This window comes from Congregibacter brevis, assembly GCF_045689245.1.
Classification (GTDB): domain Bacteria; phylum Pseudomonadota; class Gammaproteobacteria; order Pseudomonadales; family Halieaceae; genus Congregibacter; species Congregibacter brevis.
Genome location: NZ_CP136865.1, coordinates 2,278,263 through 2,292,923 on the forward strand (window position 1 = coordinate 2,278,263; position 14,661 = coordinate 2,292,923).

Annotated in this window: 14 protein-coding genes and 2 tRNA genes; 6 read left to right on the plus strand and 10 right to left on the minus strand. The window is 53.6% G+C overall.

Going from position 1 to position 14,661, the window contains the following annotated elements; genetic code table 11:
* Positions 1 to 233: 233 nt before the first annotated feature.
* Positions 234 to 602 carry a 6-carboxytetrahydropterin synthase QueD gene (gene queD, locus R0137_RS10040; protein WP_405273344.1) on the minus strand — a complete coding sequence of 123 codons (369 nt, stop codon included), beginning with the start codon at positions 600 to 602 and terminating at the stop codon, positions 234 to 236.
* Positions 603 to 895: 293 nt separating this feature from the next.
* Here queD and R0137_RS10045 point away from each other — a divergent pair.
* Positions 896 to 971: transfer RNA gene (locus R0137_RS10045), tRNA-Val, on the plus strand.
* 114 nt (positions 972 to 1,085) lie between these two features.
* Positions 1,086 to 1,162 (plus strand) — tRNA-Asp (locus R0137_RS10050).
* 350 nt (positions 1,163 to 1,512) lie between these two features.
* Here the strand turns inward: R0137_RS10050 and R0137_RS10055 are convergent.
* From R0137_RS10055 to R0137_RS10070, 4 genes are all read right to left on the minus strand, one after another.
* A complete protein-coding gene (locus R0137_RS10055) occupies positions 1,513 to 2,703 on the minus strand; it encodes an ISL3 family transposase (RefSeq protein WP_407326285.1) in 1,191 nt (396 codons plus the stop codon).
* A gap of 61 nt (positions 2,704 to 2,764) precedes the next feature.
* A complete protein-coding gene (locus R0137_RS10060) occupies positions 2,765 to 3,118 on the minus strand; it encodes a hypothetical protein (protein WP_407326286.1) in 354 nt (117 codons plus the stop codon).
* A gap of 193 nt (positions 3,119 to 3,311) precedes the next feature.
* Positions 3,312 to 5,453, minus strand: coding sequence for a TonB-dependent receptor (locus R0137_RS10065; protein WP_407326287.1), 2,142 nt, complete (start codon positions 5,451 to 5,453; stop codon positions 3,312 to 3,314).
* 41 nt (positions 5,454 to 5,494) lie between these two features.
* Positions 5,495 to 5,782 carry a hypothetical protein gene (locus R0137_RS10070; protein ID WP_407326288.1) on the minus strand — a complete coding sequence of 96 codons (288 nt, stop codon included), beginning with the start codon at positions 5,780 to 5,782 and terminating at the stop codon, positions 5,495 to 5,497.
* Positions 5,783 to 5,992: 210 nt separating this feature from the next.
* On the opposite strand from R0137_RS10070, the gene R0137_RS10075 reads away from it, so the two are divergent.
* Positions 5,993 to 7,522, plus strand: a complete 1,530-nt coding sequence (locus R0137_RS10075) for a phospholipase D family protein (protein WP_407326289.1) — start codon at positions 5,993 to 5,995, stop codon at positions 7,520 to 7,522.
* Between the two features lie 83 nt (positions 7,523 to 7,605).
* On the opposite strand, the gene R0137_RS10080 is transcribed toward R0137_RS10075, so the two are convergent.
* On the minus strand, positions 7,606 to 8,793 hold the full coding sequence (locus R0137_RS10080) for an aminotransferase (RefSeq protein ID WP_407326290.1): 1,188 nt from the start codon (positions 8,791 to 8,793) through the stop codon (positions 7,606 to 7,608).
* A gap of 32 nt (positions 8,794 to 8,825) precedes the next feature.
* The gene (locus R0137_RS10085; RefSeq protein WP_407326291.1) at positions 8,826 to 9,152 is read right to left on the minus strand and encodes a diguanylate cyclase; all 327 of its coding nucleotides are present in this window, start codon (positions 9,150 to 9,152) and stop codon (positions 8,826 to 8,828) included.
* Here R0137_RS10085 and R0137_RS10090 point away from each other — a divergent pair.
* Entirely contained in the window at positions 9,130 to 9,669 is a 540-nt protein-coding gene (locus R0137_RS10090) for a GNAT family N-acetyltransferase (RefSeq protein WP_407326292.1), read from the plus strand. The genes R0137_RS10085 and R0137_RS10090 overlap by 23 nt on opposite strands.
* Here the strand turns inward: R0137_RS10090 and R0137_RS10095 are convergent.
* Both R0137_RS10095 and R0137_RS10100 read right to left on the minus strand, forming a co-directional pair.
* The gene (locus R0137_RS10095) at positions 9,651 to 10,025 is read right to left on the minus strand and encodes a hypothetical protein (protein WP_407326293.1); all 375 of its coding nucleotides are present in this window, start codon (positions 10,023 to 10,025) and stop codon (positions 9,651 to 9,653) included. The two genes, R0137_RS10090 and R0137_RS10095, sit on opposite strands and share 19 nt — an antisense overlap.
* A 204-nt stretch (positions 10,026 to 10,229) precedes the next feature.
* Complete coding sequence (locus tag R0137_RS10100; RefSeq protein WP_407326294.1) at positions 10,230 to 11,552, minus strand: M20/M25/M40 family metallo-hydrolase; 1,323 nt, start codon at positions 11,550 to 11,552, stop codon at positions 10,230 to 10,232.
* 122 nt (positions 11,553 to 11,674) lie between these two features.
* On the opposite strand from R0137_RS10100, the gene R0137_RS10105 reads away from it, so the two are divergent.
* Together R0137_RS10105 and R0137_RS10110 are read left to right on the plus strand one after the other, a co-directional pair.
* Positions 11,675 to 12,316, plus strand: a complete 642-nt coding sequence (locus tag R0137_RS10105) for a 2-hydroxychromene-2-carboxylate isomerase (RefSeq protein ID WP_407326295.1) — start codon at positions 11,675 to 11,677, stop codon at positions 12,314 to 12,316.
* Between the two features lie 75 nt (positions 12,317 to 12,391).
* Positions 12,392 to 14,011, plus strand: a complete 1,620-nt coding sequence (locus tag R0137_RS10110; RefSeq protein WP_407326297.1) for an amidohydrolase — start codon at positions 12,392 to 12,394, stop codon at positions 14,009 to 14,011.
* Positions 14,012 to 14,062: 51 nt separating this feature from the next.
* On the opposite strand, the gene R0137_RS10115 is transcribed toward R0137_RS10110, so the two are convergent.
* Positions 14,063 to 14,650: an NYN domain-containing protein gene (locus R0137_RS10115; protein WP_407326298.1), complete on the minus strand. Its 588-nt coding sequence runs from the start codon at positions 14,648 to 14,650 to the stop codon at positions 14,063 to 14,065.
* Between the last annotated feature and the right edge of the window lie 11 nt (positions 14,651 to 14,661).

The following is a 14,661-nucleotide window of genomic DNA, read 5'->3' on the forward strand; positions in this document are numbered from 1 at the left end:
CCCTATGTTTCGGCTGTTTTGTAACGCTGGTTAATTTTCGAACAATGCAGTATTCTTTATATAAAACAATAGCTTGTGACCATATTTTCAGAGTGATACTGCGCGATGTAACGTAACTTCAATGTTTTGCAAAAGACAGTGGTCGCTGTGCATAACAATTCTTAGGTGCTACTCCTGGTAACCTTTTAACTGGTAACACTTTGACTGATCGTAACGTTACCGTCATGCCTCTGTCACAAAGCTGACTGTGTTCCGCGATAGATGCAGCCCGAGGTACATGTTTCTCTTATCTCGATAGCCGATAGACTCGGTAAGCTGGGCACCACACGATCCCATATCCAGCGGCAGAGGTTTTCACTAGTGGGATTTTCGAGACCCTCGATATCGTTTAGGTAGTAATGGTCCAGCTCTGCGATCACCGGTTTACAGGCAGCTTTGATATCACCAAAGTCCATAATCCACCCCGTTGACTCTCCAGGTTCCCCAGACACGTAAACGCGCAATTGAAAGGAGTGTCCATGTAGCCTCTCGCATTTATGCCCGGGCGGTACCTTCGGTAAGCGGTGCGCAGCCTCGAAGTGAAAGTCCTTAAAGATTTCCATTGAGTTTCTCCAAAATCGAAGTCGCGTATGTTCAACCTATGTCCCTTGAATTGAAAGTCCTGGGATCGGCATTTTTTGTGCGAACGGTAAGAGCCACAGTAGTCCAGTTCGAGCGCGGCGATCGTTTCAGCAAGGGCCTCTGACGTTGATAGAGGGACGTTAGGATTCATTGGTAAACAGCGGGTGAATAGAGAAAAACCGCTGTATCAACACGGCGCATCCTCAATTTGATCAGTGCGGTTAAAATCCGTTGACAGGCAAAGGCAAGGCTCTATAATGCGCCCCTCCAACGCGGGTGATTAGCTCAGCTGGGAGAGCATCTGCCTTACAAGCAGAGGGTCGGCGGTTCGATCCCGTCATCACCCACCACGTTGCTCGAGACTTGCATAAGATGTTTTTAGGTCTCGGTTTGTCGGTAACTGTCGATTACATTCGATAACTTTCGATAAGCCTAGCAACCGTGTTGTACGCGTTGTCTACCGTGGAGCGGTAGTTCAGTTGGTTAGAATACCGGCCTGTCACGCCGGGGGTCGCGGGTTCGAGTCCCGTCCGCTCCGCCATTATCTTGCGTAAATTTTTGCGTAAAGTCTTGTTTAAGTCCTAAATCTGCTCGTCAGAAACATCTTTTTGATTGCGCCTACGTTATCGTCCTCGTTAAGGGTCCTCGTTGACTTCCTCAAGTCCTATTGCGAGGAAGAACGAAAAGTGGATGATGCTAAAGACAATACCCACCAAGACCATACTGACGTAGACCGCTTGTGTACGAGGAATCAAAAAGTCAAACGCAGCGCACCATATGGCAGCGGTACATAGAATGGCCCAATACTGAGCTCCGTGCAGAATTAAACGCCCTGTGAAGTAGCGCGTAGCCAGGGCTCTACCCACTTAACGGGGGATACACCGGTTTTCACTAAACACGGTTGATAATGCCATCCCATCCACAGTGGGTTAAGACCCGCAGTCGATAGTTTTCAAAATTTCTAAATCCATAGGCTCGGCGGCTCATCATTTCCATCTTGTTATGGAAGCCCTCGGTGATGCCATTCGTCTTGGTAAACCGCCACATGCCAACGATGGGTTCCAACCAGGATTTAAGCGTTCTTGCCAATCGATGAAGCGGGCTAGCCGCCAAGTCTTCGATCAATGAGAGCAGCTGCGGCAGCAGCTGCTTTGCCTTTTTGCGATTCAAGGATTTCAGTAACAGCAGGCGATTGAGCTGCTGCTTAGCTCTGTACAGCGCCTTGAGCACGGGATAGTCGTCCAGATATCGGGCAAGATTCTCTTTTTGCTCATCCGCAAGACGCCATTCATGTCGCCGCATGAGGCTGATCAGCCCGCGATGCTTGCGCCCCTCGGGATCGTAGTTTTGCCACGCCTTCAGCAGATGCTGATTCACGAGTCGAATCACGTGGAACCGATCAGCAACAATCGTGGCGTTAGGGAAATATCGACGCACGATACTGCGGTAGGTTTCTGACAAGTCCATGACGACCACCTGGACGTTTTCTTTACCCGGTAATGCCTTTAAATAACGTCTCAAACTCAGTTCTGAACGTCCCAGCACCACATCAAAAACCTTATGGTTCTTGAGATCTACCATCGTGGTGGCGTAGCCGCGCTTGCGGCTAAAAAAGTGCTCATCGATACCCAGCACACGCGGGCAGGGGCGATTAGACATCTCTGATAGCCTAAGTCGGCACTGGCCTTGATACCAGCGCTCGACGGTTGCCGGGCTCATGTCATGTGTTCGTGCGAGCTTACGCTGCGTCACGCCGCCATCGTGGGCCTCAAATACTTCAAGACGGAAGGCGTCCGACGATCGATAGCGGGGCCTGACGCCCTGAAACCGGTGACGAAAGTATCGCCCGCATTGCAGGCAATGATATTTAGGCGTCTTCAGGTGCAGCGTCATCACCTGATTGCCCTGGCGTGTGTGTTTTAACGTGCGCTCGTGGGTCGCCTTAATCCTGACTTTGGGATGCTGGCAGTGGATGCACGATGGGCGACGCTTGGGTCTGGCATAGACCTCGATCGAATCGTTGCGATCAACGCGTTCGACCTCCAGCTCGGGAAGGCCTAATATATTTCCTGCGTGGGACATCGGGGGTTTCCTCATTAAACGGACTTCGCAAATTCAGTTTAATGATCCCCGGTGTCCCCCGTTAATGATGAAGAGCCGTAGCCAGTAAGTCTCTCTCGCCGCGCTCCGCAAGAAGCCTTCGAGTCAACACCACGCCGCCATACCCCATAGGCAATGCGCCCACAGCGAGAACTAAAAATCCCGCTCGGAGCGACGTGCCTGCGCTTAAACCCGCCATCACCATGACCGGTGGGATGATTGACGCGAGAAATGATACGACGGCGAAGCCAAACACACACCAGGCATTTGCTTTTTCAAAGACGCCCCAGTTTTTTTTACTTTGCGTGGCGATACTTATGGAAATAGAGGAAAAGCCAACGAGAGCGATCGTGACTTGGGACAGGGTATAGAGTAAATCTTCATTTAACTCATTCATGTGCACGGCGCTTTAGACAGACTTTTGCATAAGCACCCAGTCTAGCTAACCACCCACGGGGACGCCATAACAGCGCGCACTGGGTATATGTATTGGGTTTGAGTGGGGTGGGGTAGGGAAGAGAGGAGAGGAGTAGAGAGAAGCCCTTCTCCGTCTAGCGGAGAAGGGTATTAAACCTACTTGAACTATGGGGTTAGAACGTAAAACGTACGCCGGCTTCCACACTTTCACCGGCTTGCGGTGCAAAATTGCGCAAGAACGATGTACTCAAGCGAATTTCTTCATCCGTGATGTTCTTGAGCTTGAGAAACGCAAACAGTTCAGTACCTCCAGATAACTGTAGGTTGTAGTCGACACCTGCGTCCCAACGCGTGTAGCCGTCGGTCTCGGTCTCGAAAGCCCCCGGGTTGTCTTGATCGCTAGCGTTGAGCACTCTCACGTAAGCGCCAAGAGCGTCGTTGCGCCATGAAAGCTCGCTACCTACGCGCATGGGTGGAAGACGAGGCACGTCACCGGCGGTGTCAAACTCTCCAGTGATCATGTCGCCAAACACCCCGAGCGCGAGGCTGCCGCCTCCGAGTGTTGCGAGGTCGAAGCTTGACTCGAACTCCACGCCGTAGAAGTCAGCATCGTCTTGCTCGTAGGCATAGACAGGCGTTTCATCAACCTCACCACCGGTGTTCAGCAGAAAGATGTAGTCACTAAACGTGTTGTAGAAGAATGTCAGCTCAGCAAAAGAGCTAACGCCTTGCCATGTCAGAGACAGGTCGCCGTTCAAAGACACCTCGGTATCCAGATTCGGGTCACCAATTTCGATAATGCCCGTCGCGGCGTGCGTAACGAGCTCTTCGCCAGAATTATTCAAGTTCGAGAACAGTTCTTCGGTAGACGGAGCGCGTTCCGATCGTGACACGGATACCCCCAAGTTGACGGTATCGCTAATGGGGTAGAGCGCAGAACCTGAAAGACTAAAGCTGGAGAAGTCCTCTTCGAAGCCTGTCGCAGGGTCTCTCTCTACGTAGTCGTAACGAGCGCCAGCCTCAAATTGCCAGTCGCCTGAATGGAAGTCCTGTACATAGAAGGCGCCCCATTCAAAGGAATCTGTCTCCGGCACATAGGCCTCTTCGCCTATTGCTGAAAACTCATCGCTGCGGAACTGCAGTCCAAAAACACCATGGTTTTCGCCTTCCCGAACTAGCTCCAGGCGTCCTTCAAAGGTCTCACGATCAAACTGTGTTCCTATTTCGTCGCCTTCCAGTTCTACGTGTTCGTAGTCTGTGTAAGTCAGGAAGGCACGGGCAACATCAATAAGGCCGGGTGCGAGGTCATGCATATGGAGCTGAGTATCGTAGCGCTCCTGCTGGAGGTCGATGCGGATAATTTCTTCTTCCTCCTCCTCATGACCTTCTTCATCGTGGTCTTCGTCCTCGTGCTCCTCGTCTTCGTGCTCTTCCTCATGTCCGTGCTCGTGAGCGCCGGGAGGAATGCCGTAGTTTGTTTCGAAGCTGTTGTAAGAGAAACCGATATAGTCGCGTTCGCCGAAATGGTAACTGCCGCCAATATTGAACACATCTGAGTCACCGTCGGTGTTAGCGATGAAACCATCGGAGTTCTCAAACTCCTCTTCCTCATGATCGTGCTCTTCACCTTCATGCTCGTCGCCGTGCTCTTCGCCGAGTAGCTCTTCCTGCATCTCCACGGCTTCTTCGTCGATAGCCAGCCCTGGAATGCTCATGTCATCAAAATCACGGAAGGTACCGCTCAGATGGAATGCGAAGTTGCCCGACCCACCCTCAAGCTTCAGGACGCCCGTATTCATGTCCGGCGCCTCGTCATAGCGATACTCAACAGCGCCTTGAATGCCATCAATGCGCTCACTCGGGATCCGATTATCGAGAGTATTGATCACGCCGCCGATAGCACCACCACCGTAGAGCAGAGTGGAGGGGCCGCGAAGCACCTCGACAGACTCCGCCAGCATGGGTTCGACGCTCACGGCGTGGTCGGGACTGAGGCTGGATACGTCTGCAGCGGCGATACCGTTGTTGAGGTTGACGGTTCTGGGGCCTGATTGTCCTCTGATCACTGGTCTTCCTACGCCGGGGCCAAAAGACGAGTTTGAGATGCCGGGCTTGTCTCCAAGGGTCTCGCCCAATGTGCTGCTTGCAAGGCGACGCAAATCGGCGCCACTGAGTACTGTGACGGGAAGGGCGGTCTCGGCCGCCTTTTTGTGGATGGGGACTGTAACCAGCACGTGTTCAATTCGCGTATCGGGTGCTTGCGCCATAGCCTGAGTAGCGGCGCCTATACAGGCCGCTAAAAGAGTGCGTTTCATGTGTTTCTCCTGATGGTAGAAAAATTGCGAGCGATTTTTTTTCAGGAGAGTGTTGGGGGGCCTCGGGCATTGAGGCGGTAAACAGTGTTCAGCTTGGCCGAGACGACTGTCCGTCGAGCTACCAAGACCGTCGGCGTGACGGGTGGTGATGCGTTGTGGTCGAGAATCGAGGGCTGCTCGTGGTCAAACTGGCACACCGAGCAATCACTGACAGGGCCGTCATCAGTATGTATGTGGCCGGCAAGTGTGGCCTGCATAGCGATGAACAGCACCAGCGCTATAGCTGGGATCCACTTGGATGCAAATCGTGTTGTGTAGAGTCTGGTCACAGGGGGATGGTACTACAAGTGACAGCGCCCAGAAACACAGTCGATTGAGACATAGGCCAAAAGAAAATTATTGGACTTTCATGACTCCTACGGCACACTCCCAGTGACTATCGTCTTTGGTAAATTCGCTGAGACCTAGTTCCTATTTCTATAAGGGCTCGCGTGAGCACGGGGATCTAAGTGCCTTTCACCGGAACAGGGGAACGCAAAATGTCTTTCGCAAATCGCTTATTGCTGCTGTGCTTTAGCCTGTTGCTCGGCGCCTGTTCGACGGTCGATTTTGAAGCACCCAAAGAAGCGAGTTTTGCCAACGTAGATACCAGCGATACGCGCCTAGGGCGCGGTCTCGGGCCCATTAGAGAAGCGCGGCACCCCGAGTCCGGCTTCTCCCCGCTGTTTCTTGGTGTAGACGCACTTTCCGCGCGACTCTTGTCCATCGGTCTTGCTGAGAAGACTCTGGACGTACAGTACTACCTGGTGGGCAACGACCCGATTGGAGCGGTTTTTTTTGACGCATTGTTGAAGGCGGCAGACCGTGGGGTGCGAGTGCGTCTTCTCATTGACGATATTGGTACGCTTGAGATCGAGCACCAGTTGGCACCCCTCAACAGCCATCCAAACCTTGAGCTGCGGCTGTTTAATCCGTTTGCCAGTCGTAACTCTCGAGGCTTGGATGCCTGGGATCTTTTCCGGCTGTCACGTCGCATGCACAACAAGACACTCATAGCGGATCAGGAGCTTTTGATCTTTGGCGGTAGAAATATAGCCTCTGAGTATTTTGCCGCCAACCCCGCCTACAACTTTGGTGACATTGATGCGGCTGCGGTGGGCACGGTGGCGAAGGATGCGTCGGTGATGTTCGATCGCTATTGGAACGATCGTTACAGTATTCCCTATGAGCACTTGGTGGGCGACGACGGCGAGGCGGAGAGTCTAGCCGAGCTTCGGGAGGAGCTACAGACAAAGACTAGAGGCCTTATTGGCTCACCTTATGCCAAGCTTGTGCAAAGCCGAGCTGTCGCCATGAGCGATATCCACGCCGAAGAGTATCTTTGGTCTCCGTACAAACTTGTCTATGACAACCCTGATAAGGCCCTATCCGACGCGTCGAAACCCGAAGAGAAGCTTAGCTACTCACTGAGCCGGCTGGCGAGCAGGGCTACGTCAGAACTATTCGTCATTTCACCATACTTCGTTCCGCGGAAGACGGGTATAGAGTGGCTTTCGGGTATCGCGGAGCGTGGTGTGCAAGTCAACGTTCTTACAAATGGCCTGGCGGCAAATGATCACCTGATCGTTTATGGTGGGTATGCGCCTGCCAGGAAGCCGCTTCTTCGTAAAGGCGTGAACTTTTACGAGCTTCGAGGCGACGTCACGATGGAGGGCACCGAGGCTTCTGATCTCACTGACGCTGACAGCAAACTCCATGGCAAGGCATTTGTGGTAGATCACCGCTACATGTTCATTGGGTCCTTTAACTGGGACCCTCGCTCAGCGAACCTCAATACCGAAATGGGTGTCGTGATCGACAATAGTGAATTTGCGAGTTCGTTTACCGAAGAAATGTACTCAGCCTTGGAGGAGCTCGCGTACTCCGTCTACCTGGAAGGCAACTCTTTGCGGTGGCGAACCAACAACGATGGAGTAGCGCAGGTGTTTACCAAGGAGCCCGAGTCAGGGTGGTGGAAGCGTTTTACAGCTAAGCTGACACGACTGCTGCCAATTAGAGGGCAGTTGTAGCGTATTCGGCGTAGCCCACCTTTATCTCTACGCCCATTTTTATCTCTAAAGGGTGTCGCGCTGATAGGTAATTCGATGATTAGCTATGGGGTAGCGGATGCGCTTTGTTTCAGTCGCGCAGCGAGCTCACCCATATCAGACTCCTCGATGTTAGCGAACGCAAAGCGAAGAAACCGCTCTTGTCCCGGGCCAAAGAAACTGCCCGGCAAGCATAGAATGTTTTGCTCATCCGCTAGACGACGGGCAACTTCCTTGGCGCTTTGATGCTCAAAGGGGTGGCGAATGTACGCAAAGTAGCCACCGGCAGAGATCAGTTCGTAGCCTAGGTCATTCTCACGAAAAATGCGCTTCATCGCGTTTTCTCGCCCTGCAAGCATTGCGCGCTTTTCTTCTACCCATGGCCAGGCATGCTTCAAGCCATAGAGCGCCGCGTCCTGCGAAATGCGGGGCGTGCAAATCTGTACGGTGTCCATGACCTTGGCCACCGCGTCGATCACGCGTTCACTCGCTGATACCGCTCCTATGCGATATCCGGTGAGGCTGAACGTTTTCGAAAAACTGTACAGCTGCACAAGAGTTTCATCCCAGTGGCTTTCCTGAATCAAATTGTGCGGCGGTCCTTGTTCATCTGTCAGGAAGTCTCGATAAGTCTCATCGAGAATCAGCGCTATACCGCGCTGCGCTGCAAGGTCTCTAAACTCACTGATGACTGAAGGTGGGTATACCGCGCCCGTTGGATTGCTGGGGGATACCAGCACAATAGCTTTTGTTTCGTCAGTGAGTAGAGCGGCGGCTTCCTTAGGATCAGGTACGCCGGCGCGGTCATGGCGAAAGGGCAGGTGAATAGCGTCGATCCCTTGCATCTCCAGCCACATCTGGTGGTTAAAGTAGTAAGGGACGGGCAGCATAACCGCATCGCCGGCACGGGCGAGTGCATGAATCGCAAGACAAAATGCTTGGTTGCAACCCGCCGTGATAAGGATGTTTTCTGCGGCGACGTAGCCCTGATAGCGCAGACTCACGTGGTTCGCCAGCGTTTCCCGAAGCTCAGGTATGCCCTTAATGCCGGTGTACTGTGCGGTTTCGAATAGCTGCGCTCGCTCGGCAACATGCTGGCTTATTTCCGCCGCGGGAGGGTAGCTGGGTACGCCCTGAGCAAGATCCAGTAGAGGCTTATCAACTGGGAACTCCCTACCTTCTATCCAGGAGTGCGCTTCAGCAATCGGAGGGTCAATAGCGTTGAGAACATCTGGATTCAGGGCAAGTTTCATTTAGCTGGGCCGGCGCAAAAAATAGTGAGCCGCTAAGGGTAGATCCTTTGGAGTGACAGAGGAAGACATCGTTGAACTCTCCATTGGGCTGTGATGCAGTCGTCGCCTGCCAGGTGACGCCAGTCGTTATACAGCTTGAAGTTGTCGATATCGGCACTGATAAGTGCAACCTCAATTTTGGTCCGGTAGTCCCTTCGCCACTCATTTGCTCGAGCGGTGTCAAACGTTCGTCTATTCCCGATCCAGGGGAGTCCGTCAGTCGTTTCGTCTGCGCAATTGATCGACGATACTCTTTGCCTGTACGTTTGACGAGGTTTTGAGAGGTAGAGGTTTGTGATGTTAAGTGAGCATAGACGCATCGATGTGGACGCTGAGCTCCGGCTGGAGGCCTTGGAGCTTGGGCATGCCCCGGCGATATTTGACTGTGTAGGGCAGAATCGCGAGCATCTTCGTCGCTGGCTGCTATGGGTCGACAAGACAGAGTCCCAAAGCGACATAGAGATTTTTCTAAGCTCAGAGGTTGAAAAGTGGCTAGACGGTACGGCGGCTGGCTATGCGATTTTTTGCAATACTCAACTGTGCGGCGTTGCTGGATTCAATCAACTTGATCGTAACAATGCTGTCGGCGAGATCGGCTACTGGTTGGCAGAGTCGTATACAGGGCAAGGCATCATGACGTGCGTAGCGAATACGCTGTGCGACTATGGTTTTAAACAGCTAGGCTTGAAGCGAATAGAGATTAGGTGTGCTACCGGCAACAATGCCAGCCGACGGGTAGCTGAACGTGTTGGATCAGAGCTTGAGCGGATAGAAGAGGCCGCTGTCGTTCTCAATGGTGAATACGTGGATCATGCAGTTTATGCTTTAGAGCGATGATCCACGTATAGAAAACGTTCTACGAACTCCCCGTGAATATGATAGCGCTGTCCTCGTTTTCCGTAGAGGTAGTCTGCATATCGGCGAGATCGGCGATAGACCTTCCGAAGGACGCGTTCATCACCATTGCGCATCACTGCAATGAGCGTAAAGGGAGCATCTGACATTTTTTCGTCGAGCTCTGCGTTCTGTGAACGCCCGGAAGCCCGGGGTGTGGCACCCAGACCCGCCGCGACCTGCCGCCAGCGCGGTCCATGTTTGTGACGTATACCGGTAATGAGGTGGGCGAGTTCATGCCGGATTGTGTCTTCCAGGTCAGCGACGGCACAGGTGCCTAGGAAAGTCTTCGATAGCACGACTCGTCCGTCGACGTGGGCCTGTCCATAGGAGCGTCGAGCATGGTTAAAGCACAGCTCGGTAAACCCGTGCTCCCAGTGAGCGAAGCGCGCCTGCGCCTCCCGCAGCTCACGCTCAAAGATTGTCCTGATAGAAGCTTCTGTAAGCGGAGTATCCTCTTGTCGCTCCGGGAGCTCTAACTGTAATTGCTTGCTCAGGGCTGATTAGTCCGCCAGACCTGCTTCCGCCAGTATAGTCAGGATTCCGATTTGAGGGCCCAGATGCACATCGATCGGCTGCCACCACTCATGGAGGGAGTGAGCATTCCCGGATTTGCCGCCGCGACTCATGGTGACAGCGGGGATTCCCTTAGAGATAGGCAGATTCGAATCCGTGGAAGAGATTTGTAAAGACGGAGCTACGCCAAGCGCTGTCGTAGCGGCCATAGCGCGCTGCACGAGGGCCGATGAGGCATCACCCTTAGCTGCGGGTCTTGTGCCTACGCGGTCTACATCGACCGTGAGGGGCGGTCCGTCAAGACGACCCTCGTTCTCCTGTTCAAGTGCGGTTTGAATCGCTGATTGGAGCACGGCATCGATGTCATCAAGCTTGTCCTGATTGCCGGAACGCATGTCAATCTCCATCCAGGCTTCAAAAGGAATGGAGTTGATTGATGTGCCCCCACCGATACGACCGACGTTGTAACTTGTCTTTTCGCCGACGCTTGTGACTGAGGGCGCGTTTTCATCAAAGAGCGCGATAGCGCGGCCCAGTGCGTGCTGCGGATTAGCCAGACCGAAGGCTCCCCAGGAGTGACCGCCAGGGCCTTTGAAGGTGACGCGATAGCGATGGGAGCCGACGCCACCGTATACGATACGCTCCGCATTCCCTCCGTCGACTGCTATGAAAGTATCGATCTTTTCCGCTCCATCGCGGAACAGGTACTTCACTCCCCGAAGATCGCCGAGACCTTCTTCACCTACATTTCCAACAAAGAGAACATCGGCTTCGGTTTCGATTCCAGCGCTATCAAATGCTGATATTACTTCCAAGAGCGTGATTAATCCTCGGGTGTTATCGCCAATGCCGGGGGAAACCAGTTTGTCGCCTTCGAACTTCACAGTCACATCCGTGCCCTCAGGGAATACGGTATCCAGGTGTGCAGCGTAGGCAACGACTTTGTCACCGGACGTTCCCGGACGACGCCCAATGACATTGCCCGCTCCGTCGATTCTGACGTCTTTAAGGCCTCGGGCCTTGAGCATTTCTGCAAAGTGAGCCGCACGAACTTCTTCTTTGAACGGGGGTGCGGGGATTTCTGTTAGTTCGATGAGCTCTGCGCGAGACTGCTCTTCAATCGTCAACACATAGTCCAATGCCGCTTGAACGCGAGAGTCAGCGGTAAGCGTTTCCATCTCGGCCGTATATTTTGGCATGATGGTGGCGCCCGCTTCGGCGGCTTGAAGGTTGACATGTGCAGCGCCGAAGGTCAGCGCTAAGACACTGCTGATAACCGCGGGCAATGAAATAACAGATGATCTATTCATGGGGTATCCCGTTAACAGTAAAAAGGATTGAACTTACGTTGTCGTATCATGACAAGGCCGACGTCGTCTGTCAGCTTTTACCCTAAAAGACCCGAAACAAATATTAGTCAGGAGAATCCATTGTGAGCGCAGCCATCGATTTATATTTTTCCTTTCGCAGTCCCTACAGCTACATGGCAGCGCAGCTTGCCGAGGATGCTCTTTCGAGCTTTGATGTGACGGTGCGTTTCAAGCCTGTCTTTCCTTTGGCTATTCGCGAGCCGAATTTTTTTGATAAGTCCAACCTGAACCGGGTTCGCTACATTCTTATCGACTGGGTGCGTCGAGCCGAAATGTTAGGGCTCCCTGCGGCATGGCCACAGCCAGATCCCATCGTCCAAGACATCGAGACTATGGCTATTTCCGATCAACAACCTTACATCGAACGCCTAAGTTACCTTGGCGTCGAAGCCGAGCTGCGCGGGGCTGGTCTTCCCTTTGCGCGAGAGGTTTCGCGGGTTATCTGGAGTGGAACACCAGACTGGAATCAGGGGGCTCATCTTGCCCAGGCCGCGCAGCGAGTTGGTCTCGATTTGGCCGCGATGGAGGCTGCGATTGGAAGTGGAGAAACGCATAAATCCATCGTTGAGACGAATCAGGAAGAGCAGATGGCGGCGGGGCATCGGGGGGTTCCTCTCTTTGTGTATAAAGATGAGCCATTTTTTGGGCAAGATCGGATTGATTCGCTGTGCTGGCAGCTTGGGAAGGATGGCTTGAAGCACTGAGCTTTAGGAGCCGGTACTAGTGGTTTGTGAGCAGCATTTCGTAGGGCAAGTTAGCGAGAGAATGAGGGAATTGAGATGGCAAGGTTTAAGAAAGCGATAGTCGCCGCAAGTGCTGCGCTGGCATTAACTACTGCTCCCTGGAGCACCCAGGCGGCAGACCACTCAGATGTGGCTGCGCCCACACTGTCGGGTTTACAGGCCGAGGCGGTAAGGGGCGTTGCGAGCCGCGAGAAAATGATTCAGGAAATTATCGATAGCTTGTTCTCGTTCTCGGAGCTGGGTTTTCAAGAGTTCGAGACGCAGGCGTACATGACAGAGCTCCTGGAAAAAGAAGGATTTAGCGTAGAGGAGGGTGTGTCCGGCATGCCTTCGGGTTGGTGGGCGACCTGGGGCAGCGGTAAGCCTGTTATCGCGCTGGGCTCAGATGTAGACGGTATTCCGAAAGCGTCGCAGATGCCGGGGGTTGCCTATCGACAGCCTATGGTCGAGGGCGCACCGGGACACGGGGAGGGACACAACTCCGGACACAGCCTGACTGTGGCTGCTGCCGTGGCGGTAAAAGAAATCATGGAGCGTGAAGGTCTCCCAGGTACCTTAGTCATTTGGCCGGGGATAGCCGAAGAGCTCGTAGGTGCGAAGTCCTACTATGCGCGGGACGGACGATTTGAAGATGTTGATGCTGTGCTGTTTACCCATGTAGGGCGCAATCTTCAGACGTCCTGGGGCGGCGATAGAGGCACTGGTCTGGTCTCTGTTCAGTATGAATTTAATGGAGTAGCGGCCCATGGGGCAGGAGATCCCTGGCGAGGTAAAAGCGCTCTGGATGCAGTCGAGCTGATGAATGTCGGCTGGAACTACAAACGGGAGCATCTCCGACCCTTACAACGTTCTCACTATGTCGTCGTTGATGGTGGCGATCAGCCGAATGTCGTGCCTTCAAAGGCAAGCGTCTGGTATTTCATTCGAGAAATCACAGCGAAGCACATTCTCGAGAACTTTGAGTCATTGCAGGAGATTGCCGAGGGCGCGGCGATGATGACGGGCACCACAGTTGAGCGACGCATTATTGGTTCGGCATGGCCGCGACACTTCAATAAGGTGATAGCCGAACGCATGTACCACAATATTCAGGCCGTCGGCCTTCCCGAATGGTCCGAAGATGATCAGGCCTTTGCCTTGGCGGTGCAGGATTTGATGGACGCTGACAACCTTGAGGAAGAGGGCCTGGCTACCAAGTTGAGCGAGCTCCAGGGGCCGCCCGAAAAACCGATTAGCGGTGGCTCTGATGATATCGGCGACGTGTCGTGGAATGTGCCCACGGTAACACTGCGCTTCCCATCGAACATCCCGGGAACGATTGGTCACAACTGGTCATCGGCGATGGCGATGGCAACGCCTATTGCTCATAAAGGAGCATCAGCGGGCGCTAAAGTACTCGCCGCGACGATGATTGATCTTCTTACCGAGCCTGAGTTGTTGGAGGATGCGTGGTCCTATTTCCGTGAAGAGCAGCTCAAGGATATCGAGTACGTTCCCTTTATAAGCGATGATGACGTCCCGGCTATTGAGAAGAACGCTGCGATCATGATGCAGTACAAGGAACAGCTGAAGCCCTTCTACTATGATCCCTCTAAATACTCGACGTATCTGGAGCAGTTGGGCGTCGATTACCCGCAACTCAAGCCGAAACGCTAAAGCTCGCGGTTCGTTGGGGGCAGGCCTGAAGCTCAGTAGCTCAGGTCTGCGCTAGAGAGCCGTTGGGGCAGAGTGGCAGAGTGGCAGAGATGCCAGGGTCGCTAGATAGTCCTCCGGCTGTGGCAGCAAATCGAGTTCGGCGCTGATGCTGGGTAGTAGCAGGACGCCGCCGGCGGCGAGAACCTCGTGGCGGCGTTTCCAAATCCAGCGGTGCGATTTCGCGCGATCTTTGAAGCGATCGTTAGACACGACGTCCGCGAGTTTTTCTTTGGCGTCTTCCAAAATCCAGGGGTCAGCCTGAGTGCCGCTGGGTACAATGCAGAAGTGTCTTGCCCACGGTTGTGCTGTCGTTAGTGTCTCAAAGCACGCGCTCTGTTCTTCTCGGTTATCTTTAAACAGGTAGCCTGTGTTCGCGTCAAAAAAACAGCTGACGCTTGCACCGTTTTCCCTACAAAACTCCGCGATGGCTAAGACATAGCGCAGCTCCGGGTGCTTGGGGCCATGGAGTAGTGCGATGTTAGTACCGTCAAGGACAAAGTGGCGGCGGGCAAGGGAGCTTTCCGCCGGCTCGAGCGGCCCATCAATCGGGGGCTTCCTATGAGTAAATAGGGCCGCAATGAGCGATAGGAGGAATCTCACGGCACCATAAT